The organism is Pseudonocardia sulfidoxydans NBRC 16205 (assembly GCF_007989085.1).
GTDB lineage: Bacteria > Actinomycetota > Actinomycetes > Mycobacteriales > Pseudonocardiaceae > Pseudonocardia > Pseudonocardia sulfidoxydans.
The window spans coordinates 61143-79284 of record NZ_BJVJ01000016.1; the positions used below are offsets into that span (position 1 = coordinate 61143).

Consider the following 18142-nt stretch of genomic DNA (forward strand, 5'->3'; position numbering starts at 1 on the left):
CTGATAGACCGTCGGCCATGACTTCCGAGAGCGACCCCGCCGCCGACGCGCTCGCCGAGGCGCTGGCGAAGGCCGGACTGGGCGGCGTCGCCCCACCCGCCCCCGCCGACCCGCTCTCCGCCGCCCTCGCCGCCGCCGGGTTGGCCGACTCCGTGCCCGGTGCACCGGCTCCGCCGCAGGTCGGGGGCGGGATCGTCGTCACCACGCCGGAGGAGGACGCCGAACCCGAGGACCTCCCGCACTGGCCGCTCGGCATCGCGACGGGCGTCGGCTCCATGCCGGGCACCGACATCCGCGAGGCCGCCGCGATCGTCGCCGGCGAGGTCGGGGCCATGCCGTTCGTGCCAGAGCTGCCCGCACGCGGCGTCGGGGCCGACATCGTCGGGCGGACCGCGGGGATGCTCGTCGACCTCGCCGTCGAGACCGTCCCGACCGGCTACCGCGTCACCCAGCGCCCGGGCCGCGACCACCGCCGTGCCGTCGACCTCCTGCGCGGCGACCTCGACGCCTTCGACGAGGCCTGCGACCCCATCCGCCCCGGCTGGGTCAAGGTGCAGGCCGCGGGCCCGTGGACGCTCGCCGCGACCGTCGAGCTCCACGCCGGGCACCGCGTCCTCACCGACCGCGGCGCCGTCCGCGAGTTCGCCGCGAGCCTCCTCGAGGGCCTTCGCGGTCACGTCGCCGAAGTGGCCGCCCGGTCCGGAGCTCGCGTCGTCGTGCAGCTCGACGAGCCCGCCCTGCCCGCCGTCCTGCGCGGCTCCCTGCCCACCGCCTCCGGCTACGGCACCGTCCGGGCGATCGACGAGATCGACGCCGCCGACCTGCTGCGCGAGTTCGTCGACACCTTCTCCGGGCTCGGGTCGCCGGTGGTCCTGCACTGCTGCGCCGACGACCCGCCCCTCCGGTTGTTGGCCGGGGTGGGTGCGGCGGCCGTCGGGATCGACGGCACCCGCCGCGCCATCTCCGGTGACACCGCGCTCCCGGCGGCGCTCGACGCCGTCGGTGAGGTCTGGGACGCGGGCACACCGATCATGCTGGGGCTCGTCCGGACCACCGCGCCTGCGCGGACGCCCGAGATCCCCGCGCTCGCCCAGCGCGCCTTCGATCTCGCCGACCGCCTCGGCTTCGCCCGCCACCGCCTCGCCGAGCTGGCCGTCCCGACGCCCACCTGCGGCCTCGCCGGCGCCACCCCCGACTGGGCCCGCACCGCGCTCGGCCTCTGCCGGCAGCTGGGCGAGGCCTTCCTCGACCCGACGGGGGACAAGGACGTCGACGAACGGTCGTGAGCGGCGATAGTCGCCATAGCGGCTATCGCCGCTCACAGGGGTCGGATCAGGGGGCCAGGACCTCCACCGCTCCGCCGCGGTGAAGCAGCCACGCCAGGAGGACGGGGTCGTCGAGGGTGAGGGCCACGTCGTCGTCGCCGAGGGGGACGCGCTCGTAGAGGCGGATCGCCGTGCGCAGGTCGAAGGCGAGTTCCCGGCTCGCGGACACGGCGAGCCCGAGGTGGGCGACCGTGCGGCAGCCGGCGAGCTCGTCCTCGACACCAGGCACGTCGAGCGGCTCCCCGTCGAGAAGTTTCTCGTGGTGCACACCGGTCAGGACGAGCCCGTCGTCGCAGCTCACGACCATGCACACCACCCGTCGGCTCCCACGCTCCGGGGGCTCGGGCCCCGCTCGCCGGAGAGTATCGTCCGCCACATGCACGAAGATCGGTTGCTGCTCGGCCCGGGCCCCTCCGAGCCGTACCCCGAGGCCATGGAAGCCCTCACCCGCCCCGTGCTCGGTCACCTCGACCCCGAGTACCTCGCGGTCATCGCCGAGATCCGCGAGCGGCTCCAACAGGTCTTCCGCACCACCAACGAGCTGACACTGCCCGTGTCGGGCACCGGCTCCTCCGGCATGGAGGCGTGCCTCGCCTCGCTGCTGGAGGTCGGCGACACGATCATCGTCGGCGTCAACGGCTACTTCGGCGAGCGGCTGTGCGAGGTCGCGCGCCGCGGCGGAGCAGAGGTCGTCCGGGTGGAGGCCCCGTGGGGCACCCCGATCGACCCGGCCGACCTCATCGCCGCCCAACAGGCCGCCCCGCACGCCGCGGTCCTCGCGGTCGTCGCCGCGGAGACGTCGACGGGTGTGCGCAACGACGTCGCGCCCGTCGGCGCGGCCCTGGCGCCGACCGACACGCTGCTGCTGGTCGACGCCGTGACCGCGCTCGGCGGCACGCAGCTGGAGGTCGACGCCTGGCAGATCGACGCGTCGTACTCCGCGTCGCAGAAGTGCCTCGGCGCCCCTCCCGGCCTCGCGCCGGTCACGCTCGGCGCCCGCGCGGTAGCCCGGATGAAGGCCCGCAAGACCCCGGTCCGGTCGTTCTACCTCGACCTCGGTCTGCTGCACGAGTACTTCCTCGCCAGCCCGCCCACCTACCACCACACGGCGTCCTCGACGCTGGCCTACTCGCTGCACGCGGGCCTGGGCCGGCTGCTCGAGGAGGGCGTCGAGCAGGTGTGGGCGCGCCACGACCGCATCGGCCGGCTGCTGCAGTCGGCGCTGCCGGAGCTGGGTTTCGGGCTGATCGCGCCCGAGTCGAACCGGCTGCCGCAGCTCACGGCCACGACGCTGCCCAACGGTCTCGACGAGGGCTCGCTGCGCAAGCGGCTGCTGGCCGAGTACGGCATCGAGGTCGGCGGCGGGCTGGGTGCCTTCGCCGGCCGCGCCTGGCGCATCGGCATGATGGGCCACGCCGCCACGGAGCGGTCGGTCGTCACCCTGATCGGTGCCGTCCGGGAGCTCCTGGCCTGACCTGCGCGCGCCGGGGGCGGGGGAGACGGCGGTCGGGCCGCTCCCGGCGCCGTCGTCCCGAGATCCTTCTCGGTGCCTTCATGTCTGCCGCCCTCGCGCGGGTCGCCCGCTTCGGCGACGGGCTGCTCTGCGCTGCACCGCAGTCGTGGGCGGGACCGTTGTTCGAGACGGTCGCCCGTTCCTGGGAGGCGGCGGGACGGTCGGGCGAGCCCCGCAACGTCGCGCAGGTCGACGTCGCGCTCGGCCCTCCCGCCGTCGTCGACGCTGCCCGGTCGTCGATGCCGGCCCAGTACGAGTTCACCGGGGACGGCGACCGGATGGCCGCGGGGCTGCCCACGTCGCCGGAGGCGGTTCGGGGCGCGGCGAAGGCGTTCGCGGACCTCGGCGTCGACGCGCTCGTCCGTCACTGCTGGGCGACCGACCCCGATCAGGTGGATCGGCTCGCGGACCTGGGGCTCTGATGCGCGCCACTGTCGGTGCCCGCCACTAACCTCTCCCGGGTGAGCACCGACAGCCCCGCCGGGACCGCTCCCGAGCCCGCGCCCGACGCGGTCCGGGAGCGGCACTCCGCGCTCGCCACCGAGGTCGCCGACCACCAGTTCCGGTACTACGTGCTCGACACGCCGGTGGTGTCCGACGGCCAGTTCGACGAGCTGTGGCGTGAGCTGGTGGCGCTGGAGGAGCAGTACCCGGACCTGGTCACGCCCGACTCGCCGACGCAGAAGGTCGGCAGCCGGTTCGCCACCGAGTTCGCCGCGCACGACCACCTCGAACGCATGCAGAGCCTCGACAACGCGTTCAGCGACGAGGACCTGCGCACGTGGGCCGAGCGCGTCGGCCGGGAGGTCGGCGACGCCGTCCACTACCTGTGCGAGCTGAAGATCGACGGGCTCGCCGTGAACCTGTTGTACGAGCAGGGCAAGCTCGTCCGGGCTCTCACCCGCGGCGACGGGCGCACCGGCGAGGACGTCACGCTCAACATGCGCACGCTCGTCGAGGTGCCCGAACAGCTCACCGGCACCGCGGAGTTCCCCGTACCGGAGCTGATCGAGGTGCGCGGCGAGGTGTACTTCCGCCTCGAGGACTTCCAGGCGCTCAACGCCTCCCTCGTGGAGGCGGGCAAGCCGCCGTTCGCCAACCCGCGCAACACCGCCGCCGGCTCGTTGCGGCAGAAGGACCCGCGCGTCACCGCGTCGCGAAACCTGCGGTTGATCTGCCACGGCCTCGGCAAGCGCGAGGGCTTCGCCCCCGACCGCCTCTCCCACGCCTACGAGGCGTTGCGCACCTGGGGGTTGCCGGTCTCCGAACGCACCACGATCGTGCAGGGGATCGACCAGGTCGTCGCCCACGTCCAGTACTGGGGCGAGCACCGCCACGACATCGAGCACGAGATCGACGGCGTCGTCGTCAAGGTCGACGAGGTGGCCCTGCAGCGCAGGCTCGGCTCCACCTCGCGGGCGCCGCGCTGGGCGATCGCGTTCAAGTACCCGCCCGAGGAGGTCACGACGAAGCTCCTCAAGATCGAGGTGAACGTCGGGCGCACCGGGCGCGTCACGCCGTTCGCGCTCATGGAGCCCGTCACCGTCGCGGGATCGACCGTCTCCCTGGCGACGCTGCACAACGCCGACGAGGTGCGGCGCAAGGGCGTGCTCATCGGCGACCGCGTCGTCATCCGCAAGGCGGGCGACGTCATCCCAGAGGTCCTCGGCCCGATCATCGACGTCCGCGACGGCACCGAACGCGAGTTCGTCATGCCGACGCACTGCCCCGAGTGCGGCACCGAGCTGGCCCGACAGAAGGCCGGCGACGTCGACATCCGCTGCCCCAACGCCCGGTCCTGCCCCGCCCAGCTGCGCGAGCGGCTGTTCCACATCGCGGGCCGTGGCGCGTTCGACATCGAGGCGCTCGGCTACAAGGCGGCGACCGCACTGCTCGAGGCGGGTGTGGTCACCGACGAGGGCGACGTGTTCTCGCTGACGGAGGAGGACCTGCTGCAGGTCGACCTCTTCCGCACCAAGGCGGGCGTGCTCAGCGCCAACGGCCGCAAGCTGCTGGAGAACCTCGAGAAGGCCAAGGACCAACCGCTGTGGCGGGTGCTCGTGGGCCTGTCGATCCGACATGTCGGGCCCACCGCCGCGCAGGCCCTCGCGCGTGAGTTCGGATCACTCGAGGCGATCGAGGAGGCCGCCGCCCGGGCGGCGGAGGAGACCGAGAAGGCCGGGGTGGAGATCACCTCCGACGGCTCGGCCGACGACGCCGACCCCGAGGTCCCCGTGGCTGAGCCTGATGTCTCTCCCGAGGACCAGGCCGATGCGCAGGAGGAAGCCGCCGTCGCAGCGGCCAAGGCCGAACGCGACGCCGCCCGCGCCAAGGCCAAGGCCGTCGCCGCCGCGCTCGCCCCCATCGCCGGGGGAGAGGGCGTGGGCCCGACCATCGCGGCCGCCCTGCGCGACTGGTTCACCGTCGACTGGCACCGCGACGTCGTCGCCAAGTGGCGGGCGGCCGGCGTGCGCACCGTCGACGAGGTCGACGAGTCCATCCCGCGTACCCTCGAAGGCTTGTCGATCGTCATCACCGGGTCGATGGCCGGCTGGTCGCGCGACGAGGCCAAGGAGGCCATCGCCGCCCGCGGCGGCCGCGCCGCCGGGTCGGTGTCGAAGAAGACGGCCTTCCTCGTCGCGGGCGACGCCCCCGGCTCGAAGTACGACAAGGCCCTCGAACTCGGCGTCCCGATCCTCGACGAGGCCGGTCTCGGGGTGCTGCTGGCCTCGGGTCCGGAGGAAGCGGAGAAGGTCGCGACGAGGGCGGACTCCAGCGACTGACCCGCAACCTCAGGGTCGTGAACGGGCGGGCGGACAGCGGTGAGGTTGCGCCCGGTTCTTCGCGCGCAACCTGACGGTCCTTGCACGGCCCGGGGGGAGCAGTGAGGTTGCGGCCGATGATCCGCGCGCAACCTGACGGTCCTCGGACGGCTCCGGGACAGCAGTGAGGTTGCGGCCGGTTCTTCGCGCGCAACCCCACGGTCGTCCGCGGGCGCGGACACAGCAGTGAGGTTGCGCCGGGCCGTCCGGGAGGACAGGCGGGACGGGACCCGGCCGCGGTGGGGTTGCCGCGTGCGTCGGTGGAGCGCACACCCGAACCGGCGCAGCGACTGAACCGGTTCGGTTACGTCCACGAACGTCCCGGCGCGGCCCGGCGACGGCGGCACCGGGATGTGATCGACTGTCGGGCCGCGGCTCGATCACGTCGCGGGCGGCCCGGCACTCGCTAGGCTCGCGCTGACGAGGGAGGGTCCAGGGTGTTGCAGGCGGTTCTCAACGGCTCGCGTCCGGCCGACGCGCACCCCGCGCTGCCCATCCAGGCCCGACACCTCGCGCGCGACGCCCGCGCGGTCGCCCGCCTCGGACTCACCGCCGTGCATGTGCATCCTCGCGACCCCGACGGCGAGGAGACCCTCGACCCGGTGCACGTCGGCGACGCGGTGGCGCTGATCCGGCACGAGGTCCCGAACATGGAGATCGGGGTGACGACGGGCCGCTGGATCCAGCCCGACCCCAAGAAGCGGATCGACGCGGTCCTGGCCTGGGGACGGCTCGACCACGGCAGGCCGGACGTGTGCTCGGTGAACGTCCACGAGAAGGGCTGGGTGGACGTCTGCAAGGCGGCGGCGTCGGTGGGGATCGGCGTGGAGCTCGGCGTCTGGACGATGGGCGACGCGGTGACGCTGCGCCAGAACGGGGTCCCGCCGTCGACGGTGCGGGTGCTGGCGGAGTCGACGGTGTCGGATCCGGCGACGGCGGTCGCGGAGGCGGTGCGGATTCTGCGGGCGCTCGGGTCGTTGCCGGTGCCGGTGATGCTGCACGGCGAGGAGGACGGGGCGTGGCCCGTCCTGGAGTACGCGTTGCGGATGGGCAAGGACACGCGGATCGGCTTCGAGGACGTGCTGGTGCGCCCCGACGGGTGGCTGGCGACCGGTAACGACGATCTGGTCCGCTCCGCGCTGGCTTTCCGGCCCTGAACGGTTTCCGCAGGTCAGGGCGGTAGTTCCCGTCTGCATGGATGAGCTGCGTCACGGCCGGGAATGCGGGTTGTGGGTCCTGCAACAGTTTCCGTTACCTCCCCGTTGCCTACGGCGTGGTCCCCGCCCGACGTGCCTCCCTACCGTCGGTCACATGGCTCCCCTCGCACGGCGTGTGCTCGCCGCGGCCCGCGCGCTGACGACGCCGCTGCTGCCGGAGGACTTCGTGTCGGTGTGGCGGCCGCTGCGGTCGAGGCGTGCGCCGGGGGCCCGGGTCGTCGACGTCCGCCGGGAGACCGCGGACGCCACGACGCTGCTGCTGCGCTCCGGGACGCGCCTGCCGGCCCACCGGCCCGGCCAGTTCGTGGGCCTGGGTGTGCAGGTCGACGGGGTGTGGACGTGGCGCAGCTACTCGATCACGTCGCGCCCGGGTGACCCGCTGCTCGCGGTCACGGTGACGGCGGTGCCGGGCGGCCTGGTCTCGACACGACTCGCGCACCAGACGAGGCCCGGGACGCTGGTGCGCATCTCGGAGCCGTCGGGTGAGTTCCTGCTGCCCGCTGCCACCCCCGAGAAGCTGCTGTTCGTGACGGCCGGTAGCGGCATCACCCCGGTCATGGGGATGCTGCGCACGCTGGCTGCCCGCAACCCGGCGGCGCTCGACGGCGCCGTGCACGTGCACAGCGACCGCACCGCCGCCGACGTCGTGTTCGGTCCCGAGTTGCGGACGCTCGCGGCGCGGACCGGGATGCGGCTCGTCGAACGGCACACCGCGACGCAGGGGCGGGTGTGCCCCGACGCGCTCACCGACCTGGTGCCCGACTGGACGGCCCGCCACACGTGGGCCTGCGGGCCCGCCGACATGCTCGACGACCTCACCGACCACTGGGAGCGGGTGGGCGACCCGTCGGCGCTGCACGTCGAACGTTTCCGCCCGCCGACCTGGGACGACGCCACCGGCACCGGTGGCCGCGTCACGTTCGCGACCAGCGGGATCACCGCCGACGCCGGCGAGGGCGAGCCGTTGATGGCCGCGGGCGAGGCCGCGGGGGCGCTGCTGCCGGCGGGTTGCCGGATGGGCATCTGCCACACGTGCGTCGGGCCGCTGCGCTCGGGCGCCGTGCGCGACCTGCTCACCGGCGACACCCACGACACGGCGGGTCAACCCGTCCGCACCTGCGTCTCCGCCCCGCTCGGCGACGTCACCATCGATCTGTAGGAGCACCGTGCGCACGACGACCGGCGTCGCCGACGCCCATCTGACCGAGGAGCAGGTCGACGCCCTCGGTGCCGAGCTCGACGCGATCCGGGCGAGCGTCGTCGACAGTCTCGGCGAGGCCGACGCCCACTACATCCGCACCGTCGTACGGGTCCAGCGCGGCCTGGAGGCCGGGGGCCGGACGCTGCTGCTGTTCTCGCGCGTCCCCGCGGCATGGGTGGCCGGGACGGCGGCGCTGTCCGTCGCCAAGATCCTGGAGAACATGGAGCTTGGCCACAACATCCTGCACGGACAGTGGGACTGGATGCGTGACCCCGACATCCACTCCACGACGTGGGAGTGGGACCACGCGTCGCCGTCGCAGATGTGGAAGCGCTCGCACAACTACGAGCACCACACCTTCACCAACGTCCGTGGCAAGGACCGCGACCTGGGCTACGCGATCATGCGCGTCACCCCGGAGCAGCCGTGGCATCCCGCCTACCTGCTGCAGCCGATCTACAACATCGGGCTCTCGGCGTTCTTCGAGTGGGCCATCGCGATCTACGACATCGAGTTCGACCGCGTCCAGGAGGGCACCAAGTCCTGGGACGACGCGAAGGCCGAGATGAAGACGATCTGGCGAAAGGCCCGCACACAGCTCGCGAAGGACTACGTCCTGTTCCCGCTGCTGTCGGGGCGCGGCGCGGTGTCGACGCTGACCGCGAACGCCGCCGCTGCGCTGGTGCGCAACGTGTGGTCGCACGCGGTGATCTTCTGCGGGCACTTCCCGGACGGCGTCGAGACCTTCGACGAGGCGCGGCTGGAGAACGAGAGCCGCGGGCAGTGGTACATCCGGCAGCTGCTGGGCTCGGCGAACCTCACGGGTGGTCCGTTGTTCCACATCATGACCGGCAACCTGAGCCACCAGATCGAGCACCATCTGTTCCCGGACGTGCCGAGCAACCGGTACGCGGAGATCGCGCCGCAGGTCCAGGACGTGTGCCGACGCTACGGGCTGCCCTACAGCGCGGGGTCGCTGCCGCGGCAGTACGCCACGGTGTTGCGGCGCCTGGCCCGGCTCGCGTTCCCGGGTGGGCACAAGCGCTACGGTGGCTCGCCCGCCCCGGTCCGGAGGCTGCGCCCGCGCACGGGCGTCCGCCTGCCCGCGGTGGCGCGCCGCGCGGCCTGACCCCCTCAGCTTCGAATCGCACGAACGGCCCTTTCCCGCAACTCAGTTGCGGGAAAGGGCCGTTCGTACAACGGGGGGGCCGCCCGGGGAAGCGAACGAACGGCACAGTCGCGCAACTCAATGGCGCGACTGTGCCGTTCGTGCAACGACGTCGGTGCGACCGGAGCTCACAGGGGAGGGACGGCGCGCAGGGCGAGGGTGAGCTCCAGGCGGCGCAGGGGGTCGTCGAGGGCGTCGCCGAACGCGTCGCGCAGGCCCGCGAGCCGGTAGCGGACCGTCTGCGGGTGCACGTGCAGGGCCGCGGCGGTGGCGGTGACGTCGCCGTGCGCGTCGAGCCACGCCCGCAGCGTCTCCTCGGCCCGCGAGCCGGCCCCGGCGGGCAGGGCGCGCAGCGGGGCGAGGGCGCGGTCGCAGAGGTCGGCGGTGAGGCCGGCGTCGGCGGTGAGCAGCAGCGTGACGAGATGGTCGTCGGCACGGACGACGGGCGCGTCGCCGAGGGCGCCCGCGGCGTGCAGGGGCCAGGCGGCGCGGGCGCGGGCGACGGACCGGGCGACGTCGCCGGGTGCGACCGCGGGTCCGAGGACGGCGCGGCGGCCGCGGACGGCCCGCGCCACGACGTCGGCGAGGTCGTCGCGGGCGCCGTGCAGGACGACTCCGCCGGGTTCGATCCTGGCGCCGACGGCCCCGGGCAGCCGGCCCGCGATCTCGACGGCGTCGTCGTCGACGACGATCGCGACGACCGCGGCGGGCAGTGCCCAGTTCGCGGCGGCGGCGGCGCGGTCGACCTCGGCGGAGGCGGGCGGCGGGGTCTGCAGCAGCAGTTCGACGAGCTCCTGGCGGCGTGCGCGCAGCGACCCGGCGACGGTGGCCTCGGCGTGCGCCCACCCGACGACCGAGGCCGCGGACAGCTGCTCGATGAACCCGAACAGGGCCTCGGCCAGGGCGAACACGACGTCGGGCTCGAGGCGTCGGGCGTTCTCGCCCGCGGTGATGGCCTGCCAGACGGTCCGGGCGCCGACCTGGTAGGCCGCCTGCAGCGCGGCGAGGGTGCGCCCCTCGCGGTGCTCGACGATGCCCAGGTCGTGGTAGGTGCGGGTGTCGGGCAGGTCGGCCTCGGAGCCGAGGAGGGCGACGAACTGCCGCAGCGCGACGGTGACGCCGCGGGTGATGCGTTCGCCGAAACGACCCTCGAGGGGGCGGGCGTACTCGGGGACCTGGGCGCGGACGGCGGCGATGATGGAGTCGGTGGCCGCGAGCAGGTCGGGGGCCAGCGCCGGACCGACCCATCCGGGCACGTGCGCCCAGGGCCGGTCCACCTAGCCGCCCAGCACCGAGGTGACGATGCCCGCGAGGTGGCTCAGCCGCGCCAGCTCGGACGGGCGGAACGCGGGCCCGCCGGGCCTGCCGACGACGAGCACCTGCTGCACGGAGGCGGGCCCGAGAGGGGCGGCGGCGAGCTCGGTGTCGAGCGCGCGCCAGGGCTCGGGGACCCAGTGCTCGTCGGGGTCGATGACGATGGCCTTGGCCAGCGGCAGCCACGGCAGGTCGCCCGCGCGGGTCTCGGGGGCGGCCGACGACTCGGCGAGCCGCCACGACCGCGTGCCCTCCCGGACGGCGACGAGCGACCAGCCTGCGCGGAACAGCCGCGGCACCTCCTCGGCGAGCAGCTGCAGGCCGTGGGCGGGTTCGGCGGCGATGCGGTCGACGAGCTCCAGCTCGCGATGGGTGTCGAGCCGCCCGGAGTAGGGGCGGACCGACTCGACCTGCACGTCGCGTACCGACTCGGCGGCGGTGATGAGTACGTCCGGCGGTCGGCTGGAGGGGAGCTCGACGGTGAGGTCGTCGACGGCGATCCCGTCGACGCGCTCGACGACGTCGACGCCGAGTATGTCGGCGCCGGCCTCACCCAGTGCGGAGGCGACCGCTCCGAGACTGCCCGGTCGATCCGGCAGTACCACGCGGAGCAAGAACGTCACCCGGCCACGCCTCCTCACCTGGCCCGCACGACCCCGGTGGCCGGGCGGACGCCGCGCGCGCCGAGGAGCAGTGCCCCGTTGGCGGCCGACGCGGCACACCGGCGATCCTGCCAGGCGCGGCGAGGTCCCACAGCACCCACCGTGACATGACGCGTGTGACCGAGCGTGTCGTCGTGACCGCGGGGTGTGTGGATCGGGTGGTCACGGGTGCGCGGAAGCCCCGTCGACCGGGGGTCCTAGACTCGGCATCAGGCCCGGTCGTGACGCCGCGCGCCGGCCCGCGGGCCGGCCGTCGTGAGCAGCCCGCGTGGGCGCCGTCCACCGCTTCACCCCTGGAGGGACATGTCTCCCGAATCCCCGTCGTCGGGCGGGGCCATCACCCGTGACGAGGTCGCGCACCTCGCGCGGCTGGCCCGCCTCGCCGTGACCGACGACGAGCTCGGCGTCTTCGCCGGTCAGCTCGACGTGATCCTCGGCGCGGTCGCCCGGGTGGGTGAGGTCGCGGCCGAGGACATCCCGCCGACGTCGCACTCCGTGCCGTTGGAGAACGTGTTCCGGCCCGACGAGCTCCGCCCCAGCCTCACGCAGGAGCAGGCGCTGTCCGGCGCCCCGGCGGCGGAGGACGGCCGCTTCCGCGTCCCGCAGATCCTCGGGGAGGAGCAGTGAGCGAGCGTACGCGAGCGAACCATCGACACAGCGCCTGCGCGCAGTGCCGACCGAGCGTCAGCGAGGGGGAGCGATGAGCGACGATCTGACGCGTCTCTCCGCGGCGGAGCTCGCGGAGAAGATCCACGTGCGCGAGGTGTCGGCCGTCGAGGCCGCGCAGGCGCATCTCGACCGGATCGCCGCGGTCGACGGGGACGTGCACGCGTTCCTGCACGTCGGTGCGGAGGCGGCGCTGGCGTCGGCCACGCTGGTCGACGAGTCGCTCGCCGCCGGGACCGCTCCCGCGTCGGCGCTGGCCGGTGTGCCGCTGGCGCTCAAGGACGTCCTGACCACGACGGACATGCCCACGACGGTCGGCTCGAAGATCCTCGAGGGCTGGCGCCCGCCGTACGACGCGACGGTCACGTCGAAGCTGCGCGCCGCGGGCATCACGATCCTCGGCAAGACGAACATGGACGAGTTCGCCATGGGCTCGTCGACGGAGTACTCGGCTTACGGCCCGACGCGCAACCCGTGGGATCTCGACCGCATCCCGGGTGGCTCGGGCGGTGGTTCGGCGGCGGCGCTGGCGGCGTTCGAGGCCCCGCTCGCGATCGGTACCGACACCGGCGGCTCGATCCGCCAGCCTGCGGCGATGACCGGCACGGTCGGTGTGAAGCCCACCTACGGCGGGGTGTCGCGGTACGGGTTGGTGGCGTGCGCGTCGTCGCTGGACCAGGCCGGCCCGTGCGCCCGCACCGTTCTCGACGCGGCGTTGCTGCACGAGATCATCGGCGGGCACGACCCGATGGACTCCACGTCGATCGACGCCCCCGTCCCGGCAGTGGTCGAGGCCGCCCGCCTCGGCGCGAAGGGCGACCTGAGCGGTGTGCGCGTCGGCGTGGTCCGCGAGCTGACCGGTGAGGGCTACCAGGCCGGTGTGCAGGAGAACTTCGACGCGGCGCTGCGCGAGCTGGAGAAGCTGGGCGCGGAGGTCGTCGAGGTCAGCGCGCCCCACTTCCAGTACGGGCTCGCCGCGTACTACCTGATCCTGCCGAGCGAGGTGTCGTCGAACCTCGCGCGGTTCGACGCCATGCGCTACGGCCTGCGCGTCGACAAGGGTGCCTCCGCGGAGGAGGTCATGGCCGCCACCCGTGAGGCCGGTTTCGGCCCCGAGGTGAAGCGCCGCATCATCCTCGGCACGTACGCGCTGTCGTCGGGCTACTACGACGCCTACTACGGCCAGGCCCAGAAGGTGCGGACGCTGATCGGCCGCGACTTCGCCGCCGCGTTCGCCCAGGCCGACGTGCTCGTGTCGCCGACCGCGCCGACCACGGCGTTCCCCATCGGGGACAAGGTCGACGACCCGCTGGCCATGTACCTCAACGACCTGGCGACGATCCCCACCAACCTGGCCGGGACCGCCGCCATGTCCGTCCCCAGCGGCGTCGCCGCCGAGGACGGCCTGCCGACGGGGCTGCAGATCATGGCCCCCGCCCTCGGCGAGGCCGTCATGTACCGGGTGGGCGCGGCCTACGAGGCGGCCCGCGACGCCGCCGACGGCAGCCCGTTCGCGAGCCGCACCCCGGAGGTGAAGCCATGACCGCCCCGACGCTGGTCGACTTCGACGACGTCGTCGACCGCTACGACCCGACGCTCGGGCTCGAGGTGCACGTCGAGCTGTCGACGAACACCAAGATGTTCTGCGGCTGCCCGACGACGTTCGGCGCCGAGCCCAACACCCAGGTCTGCCCGACGTGCCTGGGTCTGCCCGGCTCGCTGCCGGTGGTCAACCGGGCCGCGGTCGAGGCCGCGATCCGCATCGGGCTCGCGCTCAACTGCAGCATCGCGCCGTGGGGCCGGTTCGCGCGGAAGAACTACTTCTACCCGGACATGCCCAAGAACTTCCAGACGTCGCAGTACGACGAGCCCATCGCCGTCGACGGGCACCTCGACGTGACGCTGGAGGACGGCACGAGCGTGCGCGTCGAGATCGAGCGCGCGCACATGGAGGAGGACACCGGGAAGTCGCTGCACGTCGGCGGCGCGACCGGTCGCATCCACGGCGCCGAGTACTCGCTGCTCGACTACAACCGCGCCGGCGTCCCGCTGATCGAGATCGTCACGAAGATGATCCCCGGCACCGGCGCCCGCGCCCCCGAGGTGGCCCGCGCCTACGTCACCGCGCTGCGCGACCTGATCCGTTCGCTCGGCGTGTCCGACGTCCGCATGGACCAGGGCTCGATGCGCTGCGACGTGAACCTGTCGTTGTCGCCCAAGGGGTCCGGCATCCTGGGCACCCGCAGCGAGACGAAGAACGTGAACTCGCTGCGCTCGGTCGAGCGGGCCGTCCGCTACGAGATGAGCCGGCACGCCGGCGTCCTCGACGCGGGGGAGAAGGTCGTCCAGGAGACGCGCCACTTCCAGGAGGACACCGCCACCACCCGGTCGGGGCGGATCAAGGAGACCTCCGAGGACTACCGGTACTTCCCGGAGCCCGACCTGGTCCCGATCGCGCCGTCGGCCGAGTGGGTCGAGGAGCTGCGCGGCACCCTGCCGGAGCTGCCGTGGGAGCGGCGCGCCCGCATCCAGCAGGAGTGGCAGCTCTCCGACGCCGAGCTGCGCGACCTGGTCAACGCCGACGCGCTCGACCTCGTCGCCGCGACCGTCGACGCCGGGGCGCCGTCGGGCGACGCCCGCTCGTGGTGGGTGTCCTACCTGTCGCAGCAGGCCAACACCCGCGGTGTCGCTCTCGACGCGCTGCCGATCACGCCGGCCCAGCTGGCCCGGGTCATCGAGCTGGTGACGACGGGGGAGCTGAACAACAAGCTGGCCCGCCAGGTCGTCGACGGTGTCCTGGAGGGTGAGGGCGAGCCGGACGAGGTCGTCGCGTCCCGAGGGCTCGCGGTGGTCTCCGACGACGGCGCGCTGATCGCCGCGGTCGACGAGGCGCTGGCCGCCCAGCCCGACGTCGCGGAGAAGATCCGCGGCGGCAAGGTCGCGGCGGCCGGCGCGATCGTCGGCGCGGTCATGAAGGCCACCAAGGGCCAGGCCGACGCCAAGCGGGTCCGCGAGCTGATCATCGAGCGCTGCGGCGCGTAACCCTGTGAGTGGCAATAGTCGCTATCGCGACTATTGCCACTCACGACCCCTGACCTGGCGCGCAGCTCCCGCGTGCAGCCCGGGGCGGCGCTACGCGAGCGGCTGCAGGTGCCGCACCCCGGCCAACCAGCCCAGCGACTCCTCCGTCGGCACCGTGGGCTTGTACTCCGCGGCGACCGCGCCCCGGTAGCCCTTGTCCCACAAGCGGTCCACGACGGCCGCGACGTCGACGGTCCCGGTGCCGGGCTCCCCGCGGCCCGGGGCGTCGGCGATCTGGACGTGCGCGATCAGCCCGGCGTACGCGTCGATCGCGGCGAGCAGGTCGTCGCCGCTCGTGGTCAGGTGGAAGGTGTCGTAGAGGAACCCGATCGCCTCCTCGCCGCCACCACGGACGGTCTCGACGACCCGCGCGGCGTCGGCGGCCGTCTCGACCGGGTAGGCGCCGTTGAGCCCCCGGCCCAGGGCCTCGACGAGCGACGTGCCGCCGACCTCCCCGAGCCGGCGCGCGGCCGTCGTCAGGTTGGTGACGGCGACCGCGTCCTGGTCGGCGTCGGGCAGGTCGGGTCGGCGCTGGCCGTAGAGGGTGTTGAACACCGGGCAGCCGGTGCGCCGGGCGATCGCGACGACGGCGTCGAGGTTGGCGTCGAACTCGGCTCGCAGCGAGGGGTCGGACGCGATGCCGCGGACCCCCGCGCCGAGGTCGCCGCCGTAGAGGTTGAGCCCGGCGAGCCGCAGCCCCGCGGACTCCAGTGCGTCGACGAGGAAGTCCTCGCCCCCGGGCGGGGGGACGGGCGTCGGCCACGGCCACCAGGTCTCGACGGCGGTGAACCCGGCCGCCGCGGCGCGGGCGAACCGCTGCTCGTAGGGGACCTCGGCGAACAGCAGGGAGATGTTGGCGACGAGCGGAAGGGTCACCCGGGCAGCCTCCCACCCCGAACGAACGGCACAGTCGCGCAACTCAGTTGCGCGACTGTGCCGTTCGTTCGAAAAAGGAGGCCGACGGGGCGGATCAGGCCCGGCTCGCCCCGCCGCCTGTCGGGGGCTGGATGCGGATCACCCGGTCGTCGGCGGCCTTGGGGGTCGCGCCCGCGCCGCCGTCCTTGTTGGTGGTCCCCAGCCACAGCAGCCCGTCGGGGCCCGGGGCGGCGGCGGAGAGGCGGCCGTAGGTGTCGACGAGCAGGGTCTGCGGGTCGCCGGTGAAGGTGCCGTTCTCCCCGGGCCGCAGCGCGAAGAGCGACTTGCCGCCGGTGAGCGCCACCACGAGGACCCCGGCGTTGACCGAGCAGCCGGCGACACCGGGCCGGTCGGGCCACGTCCACGCGGGGGCGGGGAGGGCACCGGGCGCGACGCGGTGCAGGACGTCGCGGCCCGCGGCCCGGTCGGTGACCCAGGTGGTGCCGTCGGGGCCGGCGCACATGCCCTGGGGGTCGGTCAGCCCGGAGGCGTAGACGGGGCTGCCGCCGGGGTTGCCGGGGGCCGGGCGGCCGAGGGTGTCGACACGCAGGACCTTGCCCGCGAGCGAGGCCGGGTCGGAGTTCGCGCCGCCCGTGGCGACCAGCAGGTACCCCGACGTCGGGTCGACCCCGAGCGCGCCGCCCGGGCCGCGGGGGATACCGGTGAGCACAGGTTTGGGCCCCTCACCGGCGACGATGCGCACGACCCGCTGGTCGGACCCGGTCGAGGCGAGGGCGTAGACGAGCTCGTCCTCGGCGTAGCTGGGGGAGAGCACGAGCCCGGACAGCCCGCCGGCGGCGGCGTCGACGGGCACCGTCGCGATCAGCTGGGGAGCGGTGCCGCGCTGGACCCGCAGGACCCGGCCGGTGTCGCGTTCGGCGACGAGCGCGGAGGTGGCGTCGGGGAGCACCGCGATCGCGGAGACGGGGGCGAGGCAGGTGGCGACGACCTGCGGGTCCGCGTCGACACATCCCGCCGGCTGCTGCGGCGCGCCGCTCTGCGGCGGCGGGCTCTGGCCGCCGCCGGGCCCGCCGGGCGGGGGCGGCTGCTGCACCGACGGTGGCCCGCCGAGCTCGCCGGAGTTCTCGACCTGGTCCTGCCACGTGCGCTGCCCGTCGTCGGGGAAGTCGGCGCAGCCGGCGACGAACGCGAGCAGCACGGCGAGGAACAGCCCACCGACGACTCGCCTGCTCCACACGGCTCCAGGTTAGGGCGGCACCGGTGATCCCCCCGTGAGTGCGGCCACCGCCCGACCACCGACGGGGCGCGGCGGTTTAGCGTGGCGAGGTGCCTGACATCGACGTCCTGGTCTGTGACGAGGAGGGCCACGCCGCCCTCGAGCAGCTGCCCGGCGTGCGGCCGGTCCACTACGACCCCGACGCCCCGCTCCCTCCCGAGGCCGCGACGGCCGAGATCCTGATCCCGCCCTTCCTCTCCCCGGCCAGCGGCGTGCGCCTGGCGGAGCAGATGCCCGAGCTGCGGCTGGTGCAGCTCCTCACGGCCGGCGCCGAGATCTGGGTCGGCAACCTGGCCGAGGGTGTGGCGCTGTCGGACTGCAAGGGCGCGCACGGCGGCGCGACGGCGGAGTGGATCGTCGGGGTGCTGCTCGCGATCTACCGCGACTTCCCGGTGTTCCAGCGCGCGCAGGACGAGGGTCGCTGGGACTACCACCGCACCGACGAGCTCGACGGCAAGAGCGTGCTGATCGTCGGCGCAGGTGACGTCGCGGCGCAGACCGTGAGCCGGCTGACCCCGTTCGGGGTGTCGACGACGCTCGTCGGGCGCCGGGCCCGCGACGGCGTCCACGGCATCGACGAGGTGTACGACCTGTTGCCGGGGTTCGACGCCTGCGTCGTCATCGTCCCGCTGACCGACGACACCCGCGGCCTGATCGACGCCCGCTTCCTCGCGGCGATGCCCGACGGCGCGATCCTCGTCAACGCTGCGCGCGGCCCGGTGGCCGACACCGATGCGCTCGTCGCGGAGCTGTCGACGGGCCGCATCCGCGCGGCGGTCGACGTCACCGACCCGGAGCCGCTGCCGGAGGGGCACCCGCTGTGGTCGGCGCCCGGGCTGCTGCTCACCCCGCACGTCGGCGGCAGCGTCCCTGGCGCGATGCGCCGGGCCTACGGGATCGCCGTCGAGCAGATCGCGGCGTTCGTCCGCGGGGAGCGGCCGCCGAACCTCGTGGAGAACGGTTACTGACACGCCGCCGCGGCTCGACCCCCCGGTGACCTGCGGCGACTAGTGTTGCGCCA

16 protein-coding genes are annotated in these 18142 nt (G+C 73.8%); 11 read left to right on the forward strand and 5 right to left on the reverse strand.

Annotation, left to right across the window (positions count from 1 at the left end; translation table 11 throughout):
* Positions 1-17 precede the first annotated feature (17 nt).
* Positions 18-1286, forward strand: coding sequence for a uroporphyrinogen decarboxylase/cobalamine-independent methonine synthase family protein (locus PSU4_RS10710; RefSeq protein ID WP_147105807.1), 1269 nt, complete (start codon positions 18-20; stop codon positions 1284-1286).
* A 46-nt stretch (positions 1287-1332) separates the two neighbouring features.
* Here the strand turns inward: PSU4_RS10710 and PSU4_RS10715 are convergent, their stop codons facing one another.
* On the reverse strand, positions 1333-1632 hold the full coding sequence (locus tag PSU4_RS10715; protein ID WP_147105809.1) for a hypothetical protein: 300 nt from the start codon (positions 1630-1632) through the stop codon (positions 1333-1335).
* A 69-nt stretch (positions 1633-1701) separates the two neighbouring features.
* On the opposite strand from PSU4_RS10715, the gene PSU4_RS10720 reads away from it, so the two are divergent.
* From PSU4_RS10720 to PSU4_RS10745, 6 genes are all read left to right on the forward strand, one after another.
* Entirely contained in the window at positions 1702-2799 is a 1098-nt protein-coding gene (locus tag PSU4_RS10720; RefSeq protein WP_147105812.1) for a pyridoxal-phosphate-dependent aminotransferase family protein, read from the forward strand.
* 80 nt (positions 2800-2879) lie between these two features.
* On the forward strand, positions 2880-3260 hold the full coding sequence (locus tag PSU4_RS10725; protein WP_147105815.1) for an LLM class flavin-dependent oxidoreductase: 381 nt from the start codon (positions 2880-2882) through the stop codon (positions 3258-3260).
* Positions 3261-3299: 39 nt separating this feature from the next.
* Complete coding sequence (ligA, locus tag PSU4_RS10730; RefSeq protein ID WP_246115042.1) at positions 3300-5621, forward strand: NAD-dependent DNA ligase LigA; 2322 nt, start codon at positions 3300-3302, stop codon at positions 5619-5621.
* 476 nt (positions 5622-6097) lie between these two features.
* Complete coding sequence (locus tag PSU4_RS10735; RefSeq protein WP_147105822.1) at positions 6098-6817, forward strand: 3-keto-5-aminohexanoate cleavage protein; 720 nt, start codon at positions 6098-6100, stop codon at positions 6815-6817.
* 154 nt (positions 6818-6971) lie between these two features.
* On the forward strand, positions 6972-8036 hold the full coding sequence (locus PSU4_RS10740) for a ferredoxin reductase (protein WP_147105825.1): 1065 nt from the start codon (positions 6972-6974) through the stop codon (positions 8034-8036).
* A 7-nt stretch (positions 8037-8043) separates the two neighbouring features.
* The gene (locus PSU4_RS10745) at positions 8044-9207 is read left to right on the forward strand and encodes a fatty acid desaturase family protein (protein ID WP_147105828.1); all 1164 of its coding nucleotides are present in this window, start codon (positions 8044-8046) and stop codon (positions 9205-9207) included.
* 167 nt (positions 9208-9374) lie between these two features.
* Here PSU4_RS10745 and PSU4_RS10750 read toward each other — a convergent pair whose 3' ends face one another.
* Entirely contained in the window at positions 9375-10502 is a 1128-nt protein-coding gene (locus PSU4_RS10750) for a helix-turn-helix domain-containing protein (protein WP_147105831.1), read from the reverse strand.
* Between the two features lie 21 nt (positions 10503-10523).
* Positions 10524-11183: an ACT domain-containing protein gene (locus tag PSU4_RS10755; protein WP_147105834.1), complete on the reverse strand. Its 660-nt coding sequence runs from the start codon at positions 11181-11183 to the stop codon at positions 10524-10526.
* 342 nt (positions 11184-11525) lie between these two features.
* Here PSU4_RS10755 and gatC point away from each other — a divergent pair, with 342 nt between their 5' ends.
* From gatC to gatB, 3 genes are all read left to right on the forward strand, one after another.
* Positions 11526-11849, forward strand: a complete 324-nt coding sequence (gene gatC / locus PSU4_RS10760; protein ID WP_147105836.1) for an Asp-tRNA(Asn)/Glu-tRNA(Gln) amidotransferase subunit GatC — start codon at positions 11526-11528, stop codon at positions 11847-11849.
* Positions 11850-11922: 73 nt separating this feature from the next.
* Entirely contained in the window at positions 11923-13431 is a 1509-nt protein-coding gene (gene gatA, locus PSU4_RS10765) for an Asp-tRNA(Asn)/Glu-tRNA(Gln) amidotransferase subunit GatA (protein WP_147105840.1), read from the forward strand.
* The gene (gene gatB / locus PSU4_RS10770; RefSeq protein WP_147105843.1) at positions 13428-14930 is read left to right on the forward strand and encodes an Asp-tRNA(Asn)/Glu-tRNA(Gln) amidotransferase subunit GatB; all 1503 of its coding nucleotides are present in this window, start codon (positions 13428-13430) and stop codon (positions 14928-14930) included. The genes gatA and gatB overlap by 4 nt, the downstream gene beginning before the upstream one ends.
* A gap of 90 nt (positions 14931-15020) precedes the next feature.
* Here the strand turns inward: gatB and PSU4_RS10775 are convergent, their stop codons facing one another.
* Together PSU4_RS10775 and PSU4_RS10780 are read right to left on the reverse strand one after the other, a co-directional pair.
* Positions 15021-15845, reverse strand: coding sequence for a hydroxypyruvate isomerase family protein (locus tag PSU4_RS10775; RefSeq protein WP_147105846.1), 825 nt, complete (start codon positions 15843-15845; stop codon positions 15021-15023).
* 94 nt (positions 15846-15939) lie between these two features.
* Positions 15940-17082, reverse strand: coding sequence for a PQQ-dependent sugar dehydrogenase (locus PSU4_RS10780; protein WP_246115043.1), 1143 nt, complete (start codon positions 17080-17082; stop codon positions 15940-15942).
* An 89-nt stretch (positions 17083-17171) separates the two neighbouring features.
* On the opposite strand from PSU4_RS10780, the gene PSU4_RS10785 reads away from it, so the two are divergent.
* On the forward strand, positions 17172-18089 hold the full coding sequence (locus PSU4_RS10785; RefSeq protein ID WP_147105849.1) for a 2-hydroxyacid dehydrogenase: 918 nt from the start codon (positions 17172-17174) through the stop codon (positions 18087-18089).
* The last annotated feature ends 53 nt before the right edge of the window (positions 18090-18142 follow it).